Annotated in this window: 14 protein-coding genes; 12 read left to right on the top strand and 2 right to left on the bottom strand. The window is 54.9% G+C overall.

All coding sequences use genetic code 11. The features are described 5' to 3' along the window. The first annotated feature begins 28 nt into the window (after positions 1-28). The 8 genes from ACVWZ0_RS06210 to ACVWZ0_RS06175 all read left to right on the top strand — a co-directional run bounded on the left by ACVWZ0_RS06210 (position 29) and on the right by ACVWZ0_RS06175 (position 9,161). On the top strand, positions 29-607 hold the full coding sequence (locus ACVWZ0_RS06210; RefSeq protein WP_253455055.1) for a lipoprotein: 579 nt from the start codon (positions 29-31) through the stop codon (positions 605-607). Between the two features lie 44 nt (positions 608-651). After that, positions 652-2,127 (top strand): muropeptide MFS transporter AmpG, encoded by a 1,476-nt coding sequence (ampG, locus tag ACVWZ0_RS06205; RefSeq protein WP_253455057.1) that lies wholly within the window; start codon positions 652-654, stop codon positions 2,125-2,127. 783 nt (positions 2,128-2,910) lie between these two features. Further along, a complete protein-coding gene (gene cyoA / locus ACVWZ0_RS06200) occupies positions 2,911-3,840 on the top strand; it encodes a cytochrome o ubiquinol oxidase subunit II (RefSeq protein ID WP_125288424.1) in 930 nt (309 codons plus the stop codon). A 4-nt stretch (positions 3,841-3,844) separates the two neighbouring features. Beyond that, complete coding sequence (cyoB, locus tag ACVWZ0_RS06195) at positions 3,845-5,836, top strand: cytochrome o ubiquinol oxidase subunit I (RefSeq protein WP_253455059.1); 1,992 nt, start codon at positions 3,845-3,847, stop codon at positions 5,834-5,836. Further along, a complete protein-coding gene (locus tag ACVWZ0_RS06190; RefSeq protein WP_253455061.1) occupies positions 5,826-6,440 on the top strand; it encodes a cytochrome o ubiquinol oxidase subunit III in 615 nt (204 codons plus the stop codon). Before cyoB ends, ACVWZ0_RS06190 begins: the two co-directional genes overlap by 11 nt. Beyond that, positions 6,440-6,769: a cytochrome o ubiquinol oxidase subunit IV gene (locus tag ACVWZ0_RS06185; protein WP_125288421.1), complete on the top strand. Its 330-nt coding sequence runs from the start codon at positions 6,440-6,442 to the stop codon at positions 6,767-6,769. Before ACVWZ0_RS06190 ends, ACVWZ0_RS06185 begins: the two co-directional genes overlap by 1 nt. 13 nt (positions 6,770-6,782) lie before the next feature. Then, positions 6,783-7,670 (top strand): heme o synthase, encoded by an 888-nt coding sequence (gene cyoE, locus ACVWZ0_RS06180; RefSeq protein ID WP_125288628.1) that lies wholly within the window; start codon positions 6,783-6,785, stop codon positions 7,668-7,670. 126 nt (positions 7,671-7,796) lie between these two features. Next, positions 7,797-9,161, top strand: a complete 1,365-nt coding sequence (locus tag ACVWZ0_RS06175; protein ID WP_253455063.1) for an MFS transporter — start codon at positions 7,797-7,799, stop codon at positions 9,159-9,161. Positions 9,162-9,336: 175 nt separating this feature from the next. Here the strand turns inward: ACVWZ0_RS06175 and ACVWZ0_RS06170 are convergent, their stop codons facing one another. Next, positions 9,337-9,828 (bottom strand): YajQ family cyclic di-GMP-binding protein, encoded by a 492-nt coding sequence (locus ACVWZ0_RS06170; protein ID WP_253455064.1) that lies wholly within the window; start codon positions 9,826-9,828, stop codon positions 9,337-9,339. A gap of 150 nt (positions 9,829-9,978) precedes the next feature. On the opposite strand from ACVWZ0_RS06170, the gene panE reads away from it, so the two are divergent. After that, the gene (gene panE, locus ACVWZ0_RS06165; RefSeq protein ID WP_253455066.1) at positions 9,979-10,893 is read left to right on the top strand and encodes a 2-dehydropantoate 2-reductase; all 915 of its coding nucleotides are present in this window, start codon (positions 9,979-9,981) and stop codon (positions 10,891-10,893) included. Next, positions 10,853-11,452 (top strand): protein deglycase YajL, encoded by a 600-nt coding sequence (gene yajL, locus ACVWZ0_RS06160; RefSeq protein ID WP_253455067.1) that lies wholly within the window; start codon positions 10,853-10,855, stop codon positions 11,450-11,452. The genes panE and yajL overlap by 41 nt, the downstream gene beginning before the upstream one ends. 165 nt (positions 11,453-11,617) lie before the next feature. Here yajL and thiI read toward each other — a convergent pair whose 3' ends face one another. Further along, positions 11,618-13,066, bottom strand: a complete 1,449-nt coding sequence (gene thiI / locus ACVWZ0_RS06155) for a tRNA uracil 4-sulfurtransferase ThiI (protein WP_125288416.1) — start codon at positions 13,064-13,066, stop codon at positions 11,618-11,620. A 231-nt stretch (positions 13,067-13,297) separates the two neighbouring features. Here thiI and xseB point away from each other — a divergent pair, with 231 nt between their 5' ends. Continuing rightward, positions 13,298-13,540 (top strand): exodeoxyribonuclease VII small subunit, encoded by a 243-nt coding sequence (gene xseB / locus ACVWZ0_RS06150; protein ID WP_125288415.1) that lies wholly within the window; start codon positions 13,298-13,300, stop codon positions 13,538-13,540. Then, the gene (gene ispA / locus ACVWZ0_RS06145) at positions 13,540-14,439 is read left to right on the top strand and encodes a (2E,6E)-farnesyl diphosphate synthase (protein ID WP_253455069.1); all 900 of its coding nucleotides are present in this window, start codon (positions 13,540-13,542) and stop codon (positions 14,437-14,439) included. The genes xseB and ispA overlap by 1 nt, the downstream gene beginning before the upstream one ends. The last annotated feature ends 3 nt before the right edge of the window (positions 14,440-14,442 follow it).

The following is a 14,442-nucleotide window of genomic DNA, read 5'->3' as shown; positions in this document are numbered from 1 at the left end:
TACACCCCATAAAATCGAGAACATAAGCATGCTAAAAAAATTATTCTTCCCTCTGCTGGCGGTATTTATGCTGGCCGGCTGCGCCACCAACAGCACCACGCTGAACGTTTCGCCAGTCATCAAACTGCCGCAGCAGGATCCGAGCCTGATGGGCGTCACCGTCAGCATTAACGGTGCCGATCAGCGCAGTGATAAAGCGCTCGCCAAAGTGAACCGCGACGGCCAGCTGGTCACGCTGACCCCGTCCCGCGATCTGCGTTTCCTGCTTCAGGAAGTGCTGGAGAAACAAATGGGCGCGCGCGGCTATATGATCGGCCCGAACGGCGCGGTTGATTTGCAGATCGTGGTGAACAACCTTTATTCAGACGTTACCCAGGGCAACGTGCGCTACAGCATTACCACCAAGGCCGATATCTCTATTATTGCTACCGCAAAAAACGGCAACAAGCAGGTGAAAAACTACCGTCAGACCTACAGCGTCGAAGGCGCGTTTAACGCCACCAACGATAAGATCACCAACGCGGTCAACGCGACGCTGGGCGACGTCATCGACGATATGGCGCAGGACACCAGCATTCACGAGTTTATCAAGCAAAACGCCCGTTAATATAGCCTTGCCCGCCGCGCTGGCGGGCACTGTTTAAGGTTTGTATGCCCAGTCACTATCTGCAAATTTTCACCCGTCGTAACGCCGCCCTTCTGCTCCTGCTCGGTTTCTCTTCCGGTTTGCCGCTGGCGCTGACGTCCGGCACGTTACAGGCCTGGATGGCCGTAGAAAATGTCGACATTAAAACCATCGGCTTTTTTTCACTGGTTGGGCAGGCGTACGTCTTTAAGTTTCTCTGGTCGCCGCTGATGGACCGCTATACGCCGCCGTTTTTAGGACGTCGGCGCGGCTGGCTGTTGGTGACCCAGCTGCTGCTGATCGTCGCTATTGCGCTGATGGGCTTTATGCAGCCGTCACGCGATCTGACGCTGCTCGCCTCGCTGGCGGTGCTGGTCGCCTTCTGTTCCGCCTCGCAGGATATTGTTTTTGACGCCTGGAAAACGGATATCCTGCCTGCCGAAGAGCGCGGCAGCGGCGCGGCAATCAGCGTGTTCGGCTACCGGCTGGCGATGCTGGTTTCCGGCGGGCTGGCGCTCTGGCTGGCCGACCGTTATCTGGGCTGGCAGGCCATCTGGTGGCTGATGGCCGCGATGATGGTGCCGGGCGTGATCGCCACGCTACTGGCGAAGGAACCGGATGAGGCAATAGTGCAGCCGCGCTCGCTGGAAGAAGCGGTGATTGCGCCGCTGCGCGATTTTTTCACCCGTAATAACGCCTGGCTGATCCTGTCGTTGATTGTCCTTTATAAGCTTGGCGACGCCTTTGCCGCCAGCCTGACCACTATCTTCCTTATTCGCGGCGTGGGCTTTGACGCAGGCGACGTGGGGCTGGTGAACAAAACGCTTGGTCTGTTCGCCACGATTATCGGCGCGCTGTTCGGCGGCGTACTGATGCAGCGGCTGAGCCTTTATCGCGCGCTGATGCTGTTTGGCATCCTACAGGCGCTGTCAAACCTGGCTTACTGGCTGCTATCGGTGACCGACAAACACCTTTACAGCATGGCGGCGGCCGTCTTTGCAGAGAATCTGTGCGGCGGTATGGGCACGGCGGCCTTTGTGGCGCTGCTGATGACGCTGTGCAACAAGTCGTTTTCCGCCACGCAGTTCGCGCTGCTTTCTGCCCTGTCCGCCGTCGGTCGCGTCTATGTCGGGCCGGTCGCGGGCTGGTTTGTGGCAGGCTGGGGCTGGCCCGCGTTTTACGCCTTTTCCGTCGCGGCGGCGCTGCCGGGGATGGTGCTGCTGGCGGGCTGTAAGCGCACGCTGGACAGGGCAGAGAAAACGCGCGAGTTCGCTCCCCGCGATCGTTGGCCACAGGCCTACCGCTGGGCTATCCGTCTGCTGCTGTTGGGCTGCGCGCTGGCGGGGATTGCGCTGGCGCTGCTGGCACTGGATGCCCTGGGCGTGGCGCATATCGACCATTTACTCGCAACGCTGTTTGGCGGCGCGGCGCTGCTGGGGTTGGCGGGCGTGATGCTGGGTTCGCTGCTCGATTATCTGGCGCAGCGCAGCGCGCAGGACTAAGGTCATTTGCCGTCCGGCAATCGGACGGCGGTTCCCGTTGTCACCCGTCTGGCCGGGCCGGGCTTCACTCATTGATGTGCGTTTGCCATTGTCAACAACAATTGATAACCAGAGTGAATAGTGTGATAAACCTCACGTAACAAGCTCGCTCACCCGAGAAAGCGGATGCAGACCACCCCGGATTTAAGGCAAACTCAGTGCCGTCTGATTACATCGGGTTAGCATTGAAGAAGCCGGAATACATTAGCAGCGCTGTTCTGTGCACCCTTAACGGCTATTATTTATTGCCCATAGCAGAAAATAAGCTAACAGCAACGTAACAAACGCCCTTTTTTTTCGCTGTAAATAGCGGCAGTGGTGTAGGTAATTTAATCATTTTTTAACAATTCCACCGCTGCGCTTATTTTGCCTCGTCCGTTATTTCCTAAAGATTCTCGTCTTTACATTTACAATAAAACGAGAAAACACAACCGCTGCGAAACTATTTTTGTTTATTTGACATAGATCAAATGCTACGGCTATGTTAAATAATTGAGTACCAATTTCGCTGTTTATAGCGACCCTGATTTCTGAAGGGGATTTTCCATCTGTTTTTGTTATATCACCCCCAAAGCCCTGCTATTATTCATATTTTGTCACCCTCCGAAACATGTGTGACAGTGTTTGCAAAAGGTGTCAACACCTCGCTGACACAAGCTGTTGCTGGTTTACAGTACTGAAACGTTCCCGTAAAATGCCGCCACACTTAAACGACAATAGAGCCCTTGTCATTGAGGTCGTTAAATGAGACTCAGGAAATACAATAAAAGTTTGGGGATTCTGTCATTAATCGCAGGCACTGTATTGTTAAGTGGCTGTGATAGTGCATTGTTGAGTCCCAAAGGACAGGTTGCAATGGAGCAACGTTCGCTGATACTGACAGCCTTCGGCTTGATGATGATCGTCGTTATTCCCGCAGTCCTGATGGCCGTGGTGTTCGCCTGGAAATATCGGGCATCGAATACCGAAGCAAAATACAGTCCAAACTGGTCACACTCGAATAAAGTGGAAGCCGTGGTATGGACTGTGCCCATCCTTATCATTCTCTTCCTTGGCGTCCTGACGTGGAAATCAACCCACGCGCTGGAACCAAGTAAACCGTTGGCTTCCAATGTGAAACCCATTGAGATTGATGTGGTGGCGCTGGACTGGAAATGGCTGTTTATCTACCCTGAACAGGGTATTGCAACCGTTAACCAGATTGCTTTCCCGGCCAACACGCCAGTGACCTTTAAGATCACTTCGAACTCCGTGATGAACTCCTTCTTCATTCCTACCCTCGGTAGCCAGATTTACGCTATGGCGGGTATGCAGACTCAGCTGAACCTGATCGCGAATGAGGCCGGCACGTTTGACGGTATCTCCTCTAACTTCAGCGGTCGCGGCTTCTCCGGCATGAAGTTCAAAGCTATCGCCACACCTGATAATGCAGCATTCGATCAGTGGGTAGCGAAAGCGAAAGAGTCTTCTAACCAGCTGATGACCATGGATGATTTCGAGAAACTGGCTGCGCCAAGCGAAAACCATCCGGTGGAGTTCTTCTCTACGGCGAATCCTGATTTGTTCAAGCAGGTTATTGGCAAATTCAAGATGAACCACGGGAATATGGCTATGTCCTCTGAGCATGAAGGCATGGACATGAACGACGCCTCTCACGCGGGAGCCGAGGAATAATACGATGTTGGGAAAATTAACCCTTGATGCTGTTCCGTACCATGAGCCGATTATCATGGTTACGGTTGCCGCCATCATTCTTGGTGGTCTGGCTGTTGCTGGAGCAATCACTTACTTCGGTAAGTGGCAATACCTGTGGACTGAATGGCTGACGTCAGTCGACCATAAAAAACTGGGTATCATGTATATCATCGTGGCTTTCGTCATGTTGCTGCGCGGCTTTGCCGATGCGGTCATGATGCGTAGCCAGCAGGTGATGGCCTCGATGGGCGATCCAGGCTTCCTGCCGCCTCATCACTACGACCAGATCTTCACCGCTCACGGCGTGATCATGATCTTCTTCGTAGCAATGCCGTTCGTTATCGGTCTGATGAACATTGCTGTTCCTTTGCAGATCGGCGCGCGCGACGTGGCCTTCCCGTTCCTGAACAACCTGAGCTTCTGGTTCACGGCTGTGGGCGTGGTGCTGGTTAACCTGTCACTGGGTGTGGGCGAGTTTGCTCAGACCGGCTGGCTGGCTTATCCACCGCTTTCCGGCGCGGAATACAGTCCGGGGGTCGGGGTCGACTACTGGATCTGGAGTCTGCAGCTCTCCGGTATCGGGACGACATTAACAGGTATTAACTTCTTCGTTACTATCCTGAGAATGCGCGCACCGGGCATGACCATGTTCAAAATGCCTGTTTTCACCTGGGCATCCCTGTGTACTAACGTACTGATCATCGTCTCCTTCCCGGTTCTGACCGTGACGCTGGCGCTGCTGACCCTTGACCGTTATCTGGGCTTCCATTTCTTTACCAACGAAATGGGCGGCAACATGATGATGTACGTTAACCTGATTTGGGTCTGGGGACATCCGGAAGTTTATATCCTGGTTCTGCCTGTCTTCGGCGTGTTCTCCGAAGTGGTTGCAACCTTCTCGAAAAAACGCCTGTTTGGTTACACCTCGCTGGTTTGGGCAACGGTTGTTATCACCGTCCTTTCCTTCATCGTGTGGCTGCACCACTTCTTTACGATGGGTGCCGGTGCGAACGTTAATGCCTTCTTCGGTATCATGACGATGATTATCGCCATCCCGACCGGTGTTAAGATCTTCAACTGGCTGTTCACCATGTACCAGGGCCGCATTCAGATGCACTCTGCCATGCTGTGGACCGTAGGCTTCCTGGTCACCTTCTCTGTTGGTGGTATGACCGGTGTTCTGCTGGCGGTGCCGGGTGCTGACTTCGTTCTGCACAACAGTCTGTTCCTGATTGCCCACTTCCATAACGTTATTATCGGTGGTGTGGTATTCGGTTGCTTTGCTGGCGTGACTTACTGGTTCCCGAAAGCGTTCGGCTTCTGCCTGAACGAAAAATGGGGTATCCGCGCCTTCTGGTTCTGGATCATTGGTTTCTTTGTTGCCTTTATGCCGCTGTACGCGCTGGGCTTCATGGGTATGACCCGTCGTCTGAGCCAGAATATCGATCCTCAGTTCCACACTCTGCTGGTGGTTGCGGCAGTCGGTGCTGCGCTGATCGCTTGTGGCGTCCTGTGCCAGCTTACCCAGTTCTGGGTATCTGTACGTGACCGCGAGCAGCTGCGCGACCTGACCGGTGACCCGTGGGGCGGTCGTACGCTGGAGTGGGCAACCTCTTCACCACCACCGTTCTACAACTTTGCTGAAGTGCCTGTTATCCACGAGCGCGATGCGTTCTGGGAAATGAAAGAGAAAGGCGAAGCGTACAAACGTCCTGCTAAGTATGAAGAGATCCACATGCCGAAAAACAGCGGCGCGGGTCTGGTCATCGGTCTGTTCAGCATGGTGTTTGGTTTTGCCGCTATCTGGCACATCTGGTGGCTGGCTGGTCTCACCTTCCTCGGCATGATCCTTACCTGGATTATCAAGAGCTTCGACGATGACGTGGATTACTACGTTCCCGTTGCCGAGATCGAAAAAATCGAGAATCAGCACTTTGACGAAATTAGCAAAGCAGGTCTGAAAAATGTCAACTGAAACTCTGACTAAGCACCACGACGCCCATGCGGAGCATGGGCATCACGATGCAGGAGCCAATAAGCTGTTTGGCTTCTGGATCTACCTGATGAGCGACTGCATCATCTTCGCCACGCTGTTCGCGACCTATGCTGTTATGGTCAACAACACCGCTGGCGGCCCGTCAGGGAAAGATATTTTTGAATTACCGTTTGTTCTGGTTGAAACCGCCCTGCTGCTGTTCAGCTCCATTACCTACGGCTTTGCCGTTATCAGCATGGAAAAAGGGACTAAGTCTGCCGTTCTCGGCTGGCTGGGCCTGACCTTCCTGTTTGGTCTTGGCTTTATCGGGATGGAAATCTATGAGTTCCATCACCTGATTACCGAAGGCTTTGGTCCGCAGCGCAGCGGCTTCCTGTCGGCGTTCTTCACGCTGGTAGGTACGCACGGTCTGCACGTGACGTCAGGTCTGATCTGGATGCTGGTGCTGATGTATCAGGTTGCCACTAAGGGCCTGACCTCCACCAACCACACCCGCGTGATGTGCCTGAGCATGTTCTGGCACTTCCTGGACGTTGTCTGGATCTGCGTATTTACCATTGTTTATCTGCTGGGGGCCATGTAATGAGCAAGACATTAAGCGATCATGGTACCTCTCACGGTAACGTGAAGACTTATATGATCGGCTTTATTCTGTCGATCATCCTGACTGCGATTCCATTCTGGATCGTCATGGAAGGCGGCGCGTCTAAAACGACGATGCTGGCCGTGGTGGTGATTGCAGCCGTGGTACAGGTGCTGGTGCATCTTTATTACTTCCTGCACCTCAGCACGTCTACCGATCAGCGTTGGAATCTGGTGGCGATAGTGTTTTCCGCCGTCATCATTCTGATTGTCGTAGTGGGCTCTATATGGATTATGTGGAACCTCAATTACAACATGATGGTCCGTTAAAGAGTCGCCTGTGATGATTAAGCAATACCTGCAAGTAACGAAACCAGGAATTATTTTCGGGAATTTAATTTCTGTCATCGGGGGATTTCTGCTGGCTTCTAAAGGCAGCATCGACTATTCCCTGTTTCTCACCACCTTAGTCGGCGTCTCGCTGGTGGTCGCATCGGGTTGTGTTTATAACAACTTTATTGACCGCGACATCGACGTAAAAATGGAGAGAACCAGAAACCGTGTGCTGGTAAAAGGCCTCATTTCTCCGACAGTCTCTCTGGTTTATGCAACCGTTCTGGGTATTGCTGGATTCGCGTTGCTGTATCTCGGAGCAAACCCGCTGGCCATGTGGCTGGCGGTGATGGGCTTTGTGGTTTACGTCGGTATTTACAGCCTCTATATGAAGCGTAAATCCGTCTACGGCACGCTGATTGGTAGCCTTTCCGGCGCTGCGCCGCCGGTTATCGGCTACTGTGCCGTCAGCAACCAGTTCGACGCTGGCGCGCTGATCCTGCTGGCTATCTTTAGCCTGTGGCAGATGCCGCATTCCTATGCGATTGCTATCTTCCGCTTTAAAGATTACCAGGCAGCGAATATCCCGGTTCTGCCGGTGGTAAAAGGCATCTCCGTGGCGAAAAACCATATCACGCTGTATATCCTGGCGTTTATGGTTGCGACACTGATGCTGACGCTGGTGGGCTACGCGGGCTACAAATATCTGGTGGTCGCCGCCGCCGTGAGCGTATGGTGGCTGGGAATGGCGCTTTCGGGCTATAAGACGCAGAACGATCGCGTCTGGGCACGCAAGCTGTTCGTTTTCTCCATCGTCGCCATCACCGCGCTAAGCGTGATGATGTCGGTTGACTTTATGACGCCGGCCTCAAAGGATTTACTGACTTACGTCTGGTAACTTCCACCTCCTCCGAAGGGCGCGATTATCGCGCCCTTTCTTTTTGTTACCACTTCTCGTTAATAATAATTTTACCCACCTTTCCCAACGCCTTAAAATATGCTCACCAGATAAACTGAGGTAGTAATGAACGATAATAAAATGACTCCGGTCGAACTGCGTGCGACATGGGGTTTGGGAACGGTATTCTCCCTGCGTATGCTGGGCATGTTTATGGTTCTGCCCGTCCTGACCACTTACGGCATGGCATTACAGGGAGCCAGCGAAGCGCTGATAGGTCTTGCTATCGGCATCTACGGTTTGGCACAGGCCGTGTTTCAAATTCCTTTTGGTCTGCTTTCCGACCGTATCGGCCGCAAGCCGCTGATTGTCGGCGGACTACTGATTTTCGTGCTCGGCAGCGTGATTGCCGCCAGCACCAACTCTATTTGGGGTGTGATCCTGGGCCGCGCTTTACAGGGTTCCGGCGCGATTGCGGCGGCGGTAATGGCTCTGCTTTCCGACCTGACGCGCGAGCAGAACCGCACCAAAGCAATGGCCTTTATCGGTATCAGCTTCGGCGTTACCTTTGCGATTGCGATGGTGCTTGGGCCGATTGTGACCCATGCGCTTGGTCTGCATGCGCTGTTCTGGATGATTGCGCTGCTGGCGTCCAGCGGCATTGTGATCACGCTGCTGGTGGTGCCTTCTGCCTCTAACCATATGCTTAACCGCGAATCCGGCATTGTTAAGGGCAGCTTCCGCGCGGTGCTGGCCAACAGCCGCCTGGTCAAGCTGAACTTCGGCATTATGTGCCTGCATATTCTGCTGATGTCCAGCTTCGTGGCGCTGCCCGGCGAGTTCGAGCAGGCTGGCTTCCCGGCGGAGCAGCACTGGAAAGTCTATCTGGTCACCATGCTGATCGCTTTCTGCGGCGTGATCCCGTTTATTATCTATGCGGAAGTGAAGCGCCAGATGAAGCGGGTATTTATCGCCTGCGTGGCGATTATCCTGATCGCAGAAATCGTGCTCTGGGGCGCGGGCAACCACTTCTGGACGCAGGTCTTAGGCGTGCAGCTGTTCTTTATCGGCTTTAACCTGATGGAGGCGATTTTGCCTTCGCTGGTCAGTAAAGAATCGCCACCGGGCTATAAGGGCACCGCGATGGGCGTCTACTCCACCAGCCAGTTTATTGGCGTGGCGATCGGCGGTAGCCTGGGCGGCTGGCTGTATGGCCACTTCGATGCCTCCACCGTCTTTGTGGTCGGCGCTTTTATCGCCGTAGTCTGGCTGCTGGTGAGCTGCACCATGCAGGAGCCGCCGTACGTCAGCAGCCTGCGTATCGTGCTGCACGATGATATTACCGACACCGCCGCGCTGGAAAAACGCCTGAGGGCGCAGCCTGGCGTCGCCGCCGTCTTTATCGTGCCGGAAGAGCGAAGCGCCTACGTGAAGATTGACAGCAAAGTCACCAATCGCCCCGAGCTGGAAGCGCTGGTCGGCAGCTGCTGATTATCTGTTAATGGGGCCTGTCGCCCCATTATTTCCGGCCTCGCTCCCCGCCCTCCCCTCTTTGTCGCGCTGCGTAATGCCGTGATAACGCCTTTACGATGACAAAGTCTGGCGGAAGCGGTGGAATTCAGGCGGGGAAAACTGAATAAAAGGGCGATGCATCGCCCTTTTATCATTAATCGCGGAAGTTTTTAAACTGGAAAGGCTGCCCCAGGTCGCCGCCGCGCACCAGCGCCATCGCGCCCTGAAGATCGTCACGGGACTTACCGGTCACGCGCACTTCTTCACCCTGCACCTGAGACTGCACTTTCAGCTTGCTGTCTTTGATCAGCTTGACGATTTTTTTCGCCACGTCAGACGAGATGCCTTTTTTCAGTTTGACTTCCACGCTCCAGCTTTTGCCGCTGTGCTCAATCTCTTCCGGCACTTCCAGCGCGCCGCCTTCAATGCTGCGCTTGAGCAGTTTCTCGCGCAGAATATCGACCAGCTGCTTCACCTGAAAATCAGACTCGCTCAGCACCTTGATCGTTTCGTTTTTCTCGTTCAGCTCATAACTGGCCGTCACGTTGCGAAAATCGAAGCGGGTGGAAATTTCACGGTTGGCGTTTTCAACGGCGTTGCGCACTTCCTGCAGGTCGATTTCAGATACGATATCGAATGATGGCATGATTTTTTCTCCTGATTCTGTTGTGACAGGCATAATACCCACTTAGCATCAGTAAAAAAACCATCGGCATGGAAAGCTATAATAAGAACAGCTCTGCCAGCGCGGCCTTCGGCCCGGCAGAATTAATCCAACCCGCTGCGGAGAGGAAGAATGAAGATTACCGTATTGGGATGCGGCGCTTTAGGGCAGATCTGGCTGGCTGCGCTGGACGCTCAGGGCAATGAGGTGCAGGGGTGGCTACGCGTACCGCAGCCTTATTGCTCGGTCAACGTGGTGGATCTTGAGGGCAACATAAGTAACAAAACCTTTATTGCCAACGACCCTGCTTTTTTAGCGGAAAGCGACCTGCTGCTGGTAACGCTGAAAGCGTGGCAGGTATCCGAAGCGGTAAAAAATTTGCGGTTTATTCTGCGTGAAGACTGCCCGATCCTGCTGCTGCATAATGGCATGGGCACGCTTGACGAGCTTAAAATGCTCACGCAGCCGCTGCTGCGCGGGATCACGACCCATGCGGCAAAGCGCGACGGCACCATGGTTATCCATGTTGCTTCCGGCATTACCCACATCGGCCCGACTTCTCCGGACGGCGCCATGCTCAGCAGGCTGGCAGAAACGTTGCAACAGGCGCTGCCGGACGTCGCCTGGCATAACAATGTCTCCTCCGCCGCCTGGCAAAAGCTGGCCGTAAACTGCGTGATCAATCCGCTGACGGTTCAGTATGACTGCACCAACGGCGAGCTGCTTAACCATCCGCAGGAGGTAGCCCTGCTCTGCGATGAAGTGGCGATGGTTATGGAGCGTGAAGGTGAACATACCTCTCGCGAGGCGCTGCTGGACTACGTGAAAGAGATTATTATCGCGACCGCCGCCAATACCTCTTCCATGCTGCAGGATATCCGCGCGCAGCGGCGTACGGAGATTGACTATATTACCGGCTACGTTATCCGTCGTGCGCGGGCGCAGGGGCTGACCACGCCGGAAAACAGCCGACTTTATGAAATGATTAAGCGTAAGGAACAAGATTATGAGCGCGAGCGTACTGGTTTGCCTGGCACCTGGCAGTGAAGAAACCGAAGCCGTTACCACTATCGATCTGCTGGTGCGCGCGGGCTTCACGGTCACTACCGCTAGCGTAACGGATGACGGCAGCAAAGAAATCCGCTGTTCGCGCGGCGTACGGCTGTTAACCGATGCCACGCTGGTTGAGGTAGCCGACAACGATTTTGCCGCTATCGTGCTGCCCGGCGGCCTGAAAGGCGCGGAAGCCTTTCGCGACAGCCCGCTGCTGGTGGAAACGGTGCGGCAGTTTCACCAGTCTGGCCGTATTGTCGCGGCGATCTGCGCAGCGGCCGGCACGGTGCTGGTGCCGCATAAGCTGTTTCCGATTGCCAATATGACCGGCTTTCCCGGCCTGAAGGAGACTATTCCCGAAAGCCAGTGGATGGATAAACGTGTGGTTTGGGATCGCCGCTTCAATCTGCTCACCAGCCAGGCGCCCGGCACCGCGATCGACTTTGCCCTGAAGCTGATCGATCTGTTGGCAGGTAAAGAGAAAGCGCATGAGGTGGCGCAGCAGCTGGTGCCGGCGGCGGGTATTTTTGACTATCGGGAATGGGTGGAATAGATCCGGCCTGCGCGACTACCCGTTTGAGCGGCGTCGCTGACGGGCAAAGGCCTGCTGGCGACAGAGAAGCAGCCAGGCCAGCGCTTTAGCCGGTAACCTGTTGCGAGCAAAAGCGGAGTTAAGAGATAAAAAAGGCGCTGAAGCCAGCGCCTTTTACCTTTCCGCTTACGGACGGTAAACCTTAACGTTTTTAAAGCCCTGCTCGTGTAAATAGAGCGCCTGCAAACGGCTCATTACGCCCCGATCGCAGTAAAGCAGCCAGGTTTTGCTCTGATCCAGATCGCCGAACTGGGTGCTGAGTTTATAGAACGGCATGCCTTTTACCTCAACGCCTTCCAGCTCCAGCGGCTTGTCATCCTGCTCGTCAGGCGAGCGGATATCCAGCACCACGTCGTTGTCGCCAAACGACACCACGGTTTCGACTTCCACCACTTCCTGCTCGGTCTCTTCCGCAATCTGACGGATATCGACATTGGTGGCTTCTTCGATAGCTTTCTCCAGCACGGCAAAATCAAAGTTCTGCTCTTCCGCTTCGATTTTCGCCTTTACCGCTTTTACCGTTGGGCTTTTCGAGATCACGCCGCAATACTCCGGCATGGTGCGGGCAAAATCTTCCGTGCCGATATGGCGCGCCAGCTTGATGATGTGCTCTTTGTCATGCGAAATCAGCGGGCGCAGGATCAGCGTATCGGAAGCGTTGTCGATCAGCCGCAGGTTAGTCAGCGTCTGGCTGGAGACCTGGCCCAGCGCTTCGCCGGTCACCAGCGCCTGCACGCCGTAGCGCTCGGCGATAGTCGAGGCCGCACGCACCATCATGCGTTTCAGCACCACGCCCATCTGGCCGTCGTCCACTTTTTCCAGAATCTCGCCAACCACCGGCTCGAAGTTGATAGCCACGAAGCGCACCTTGTGCGAGCGGCCAAAACGGTTCCACAGATAATGCGCCACCTGACGCACGCCGATTTCATGCGCCGCGCCGCCAAGGTTAAAGAAGCAGTAGTGCACGCGGCAGCCGCGACGCATCAGCATATAGCTGGACACGCCGGAGTCGAAGCCGCCGGAGATCAGCGACAGCACGTCTTCCTGGCTGCCGATAGGGAAACCGCCGATGCCTTCATAGCGTCCGGTGATCAGCAGCAGGCGATCGTCTTCGATCTCCAGGTTGACCGTGACCTGCGGATGGTTCAGCTTGACCTGCGCGCTCTGGACGTGCTGATTCAGCCCGCCGCCTACATAGCGCTCAACGTCCTGCGAGCTGAACTCATGCTTGCCGCGACGCTTGACGCGTACGGAGAAGGTTTTGCCTTCGATACGCTCGCGGTTCATCGCCAGCGTCTGCTCAAAAATGTTGTGCAGATCGGTATAGCCGCGCTCTTCGACTTCCAGCACGTGATGAATACCGGGAATGCGCGACAGTTCGTCAATAATATAGCCGCGCTGGCTTTCGTTTTTGGAACGGACTTCGATATGGTCCCAGTGGCGCACCACGGCCAGCGTCTCGTCGCACTGTTTCAATACGTTACGAATGTTCGTCGTTAACATTTTGATAAAACGCAGGCGAACGGACTGGCTTTTAATGGTGATTTCAGGGAATAATTTAATGATAAACTTCATGGTGGCACGGGCTCAACGGGCAATTAAGTGCTGAAATGGAGCGCACTTAGCTGGTAAAATCAGAGAATTGCAAAGTAGCTTACGCCCTTCACATCCAGGGGAGATGAGTGTATCACATCTGCCCGGCGACTGCTTCTTCAACAGCGCCCGGAATCATTATTTTGCTAATCAATTTGAGTCGGCTACCATGAGTGACCTGACAGACTAAAACATCACCGAGCAACCGTTATTATGCCGAAAAAAGCCGAACAGCCCGCCAGTTTTGAAACCTCGCTTGCCCAGCTGGAGCAAATTGTCTCCCGTCTTGAAAGCGGCGAGCTGCCGCTGGAAGAGGCGCTCAACGAATTTGAACGCGGCGTGCAGCTGGCGCGAGCGGGCCAGCAGAAACTGCAGCAGGCGGAACAGCGTGTGCAAATCCTGCTTAACGACGACAAAAATGGCGACCTTCAGCCCTTCACGCCGGAAAACGACTGATGGATTTTAGCGCTCTTCTTACCGCGCATCACGCGCGCGTCAACCTGGCTTTACAACGCTTTATTACCGCGCTGCCCTTTCAGCAGTCTCCGCTGGTGAATGCCATGGAGTACGGCGCGCTGCTCGGCGGCAAGCGCCTGCGCCCGTTTCTGGTGTATGCTACCGGCAAAATGCTTCATGCTGACGATGCCGCGCTGGATGCGCCCGCTGCGGCGGTCGAGTGCATTCATGCCTACTCGCTGATCCATGACGATCTGCCTGCGATGGACGATGACAGCCTGCGTCGCGGCCAGCCGACCTGCCATATTAAATTCAGCGAAGATACGGCTATTTTGGCCGGTGACGCGCTACAAACGCTGGCCTTCACTATACTTGCCGATACGCCTTTGCCTGGCGTAACGGCAGAGTACCGTATTGCGATGATTTCCGAGCTGGCGCAGGCCAGCGGCGTTGCGGGCATGTGCGGCGGCCAGGCGCTGGATCTGGCGGCGGAAGGCCAGCAGGTCGGTCTGCGCGAGCTTGAGCAAATTCACCGTTATAAAACCGGCGCGCTGATCCGTTGCGCGGTTCGCCTGGGCGCTTTGACCGCCGGCGACAGAGGACGCGACGCGCTGCCCGCGCTCGATCGCTATGCCGAAGCCATCGGCCTGGCGTTTCAGGTGCAGGACGATATTCTGGATGTGGTGGGCGACACCGCCATCATCGGCAAACGGCAGGGAGCCGATCAGCAGTTAGGAAAAAGTACCTACCCGGCGTTGATGGGACTTGAGCGCGCGCGGGCAAAAGCGTGGGAGCTCTGTCAGGAGTCGCTCAGCGCACTGGAAATACTTGCCGCGCAAGGCTTTGACACAGCATCACTACAGCTGCTTGCAAGTTACATAATTGAACGCAATAAATAACTT

The organism is Erwinia sp. TECH1, assembly GCF_054057575.1.
The sequence above is the reverse complement of the archived record's forward strand: the minus strand, read 5'-3'. Positions and strand labels throughout refer to the sequence as shown.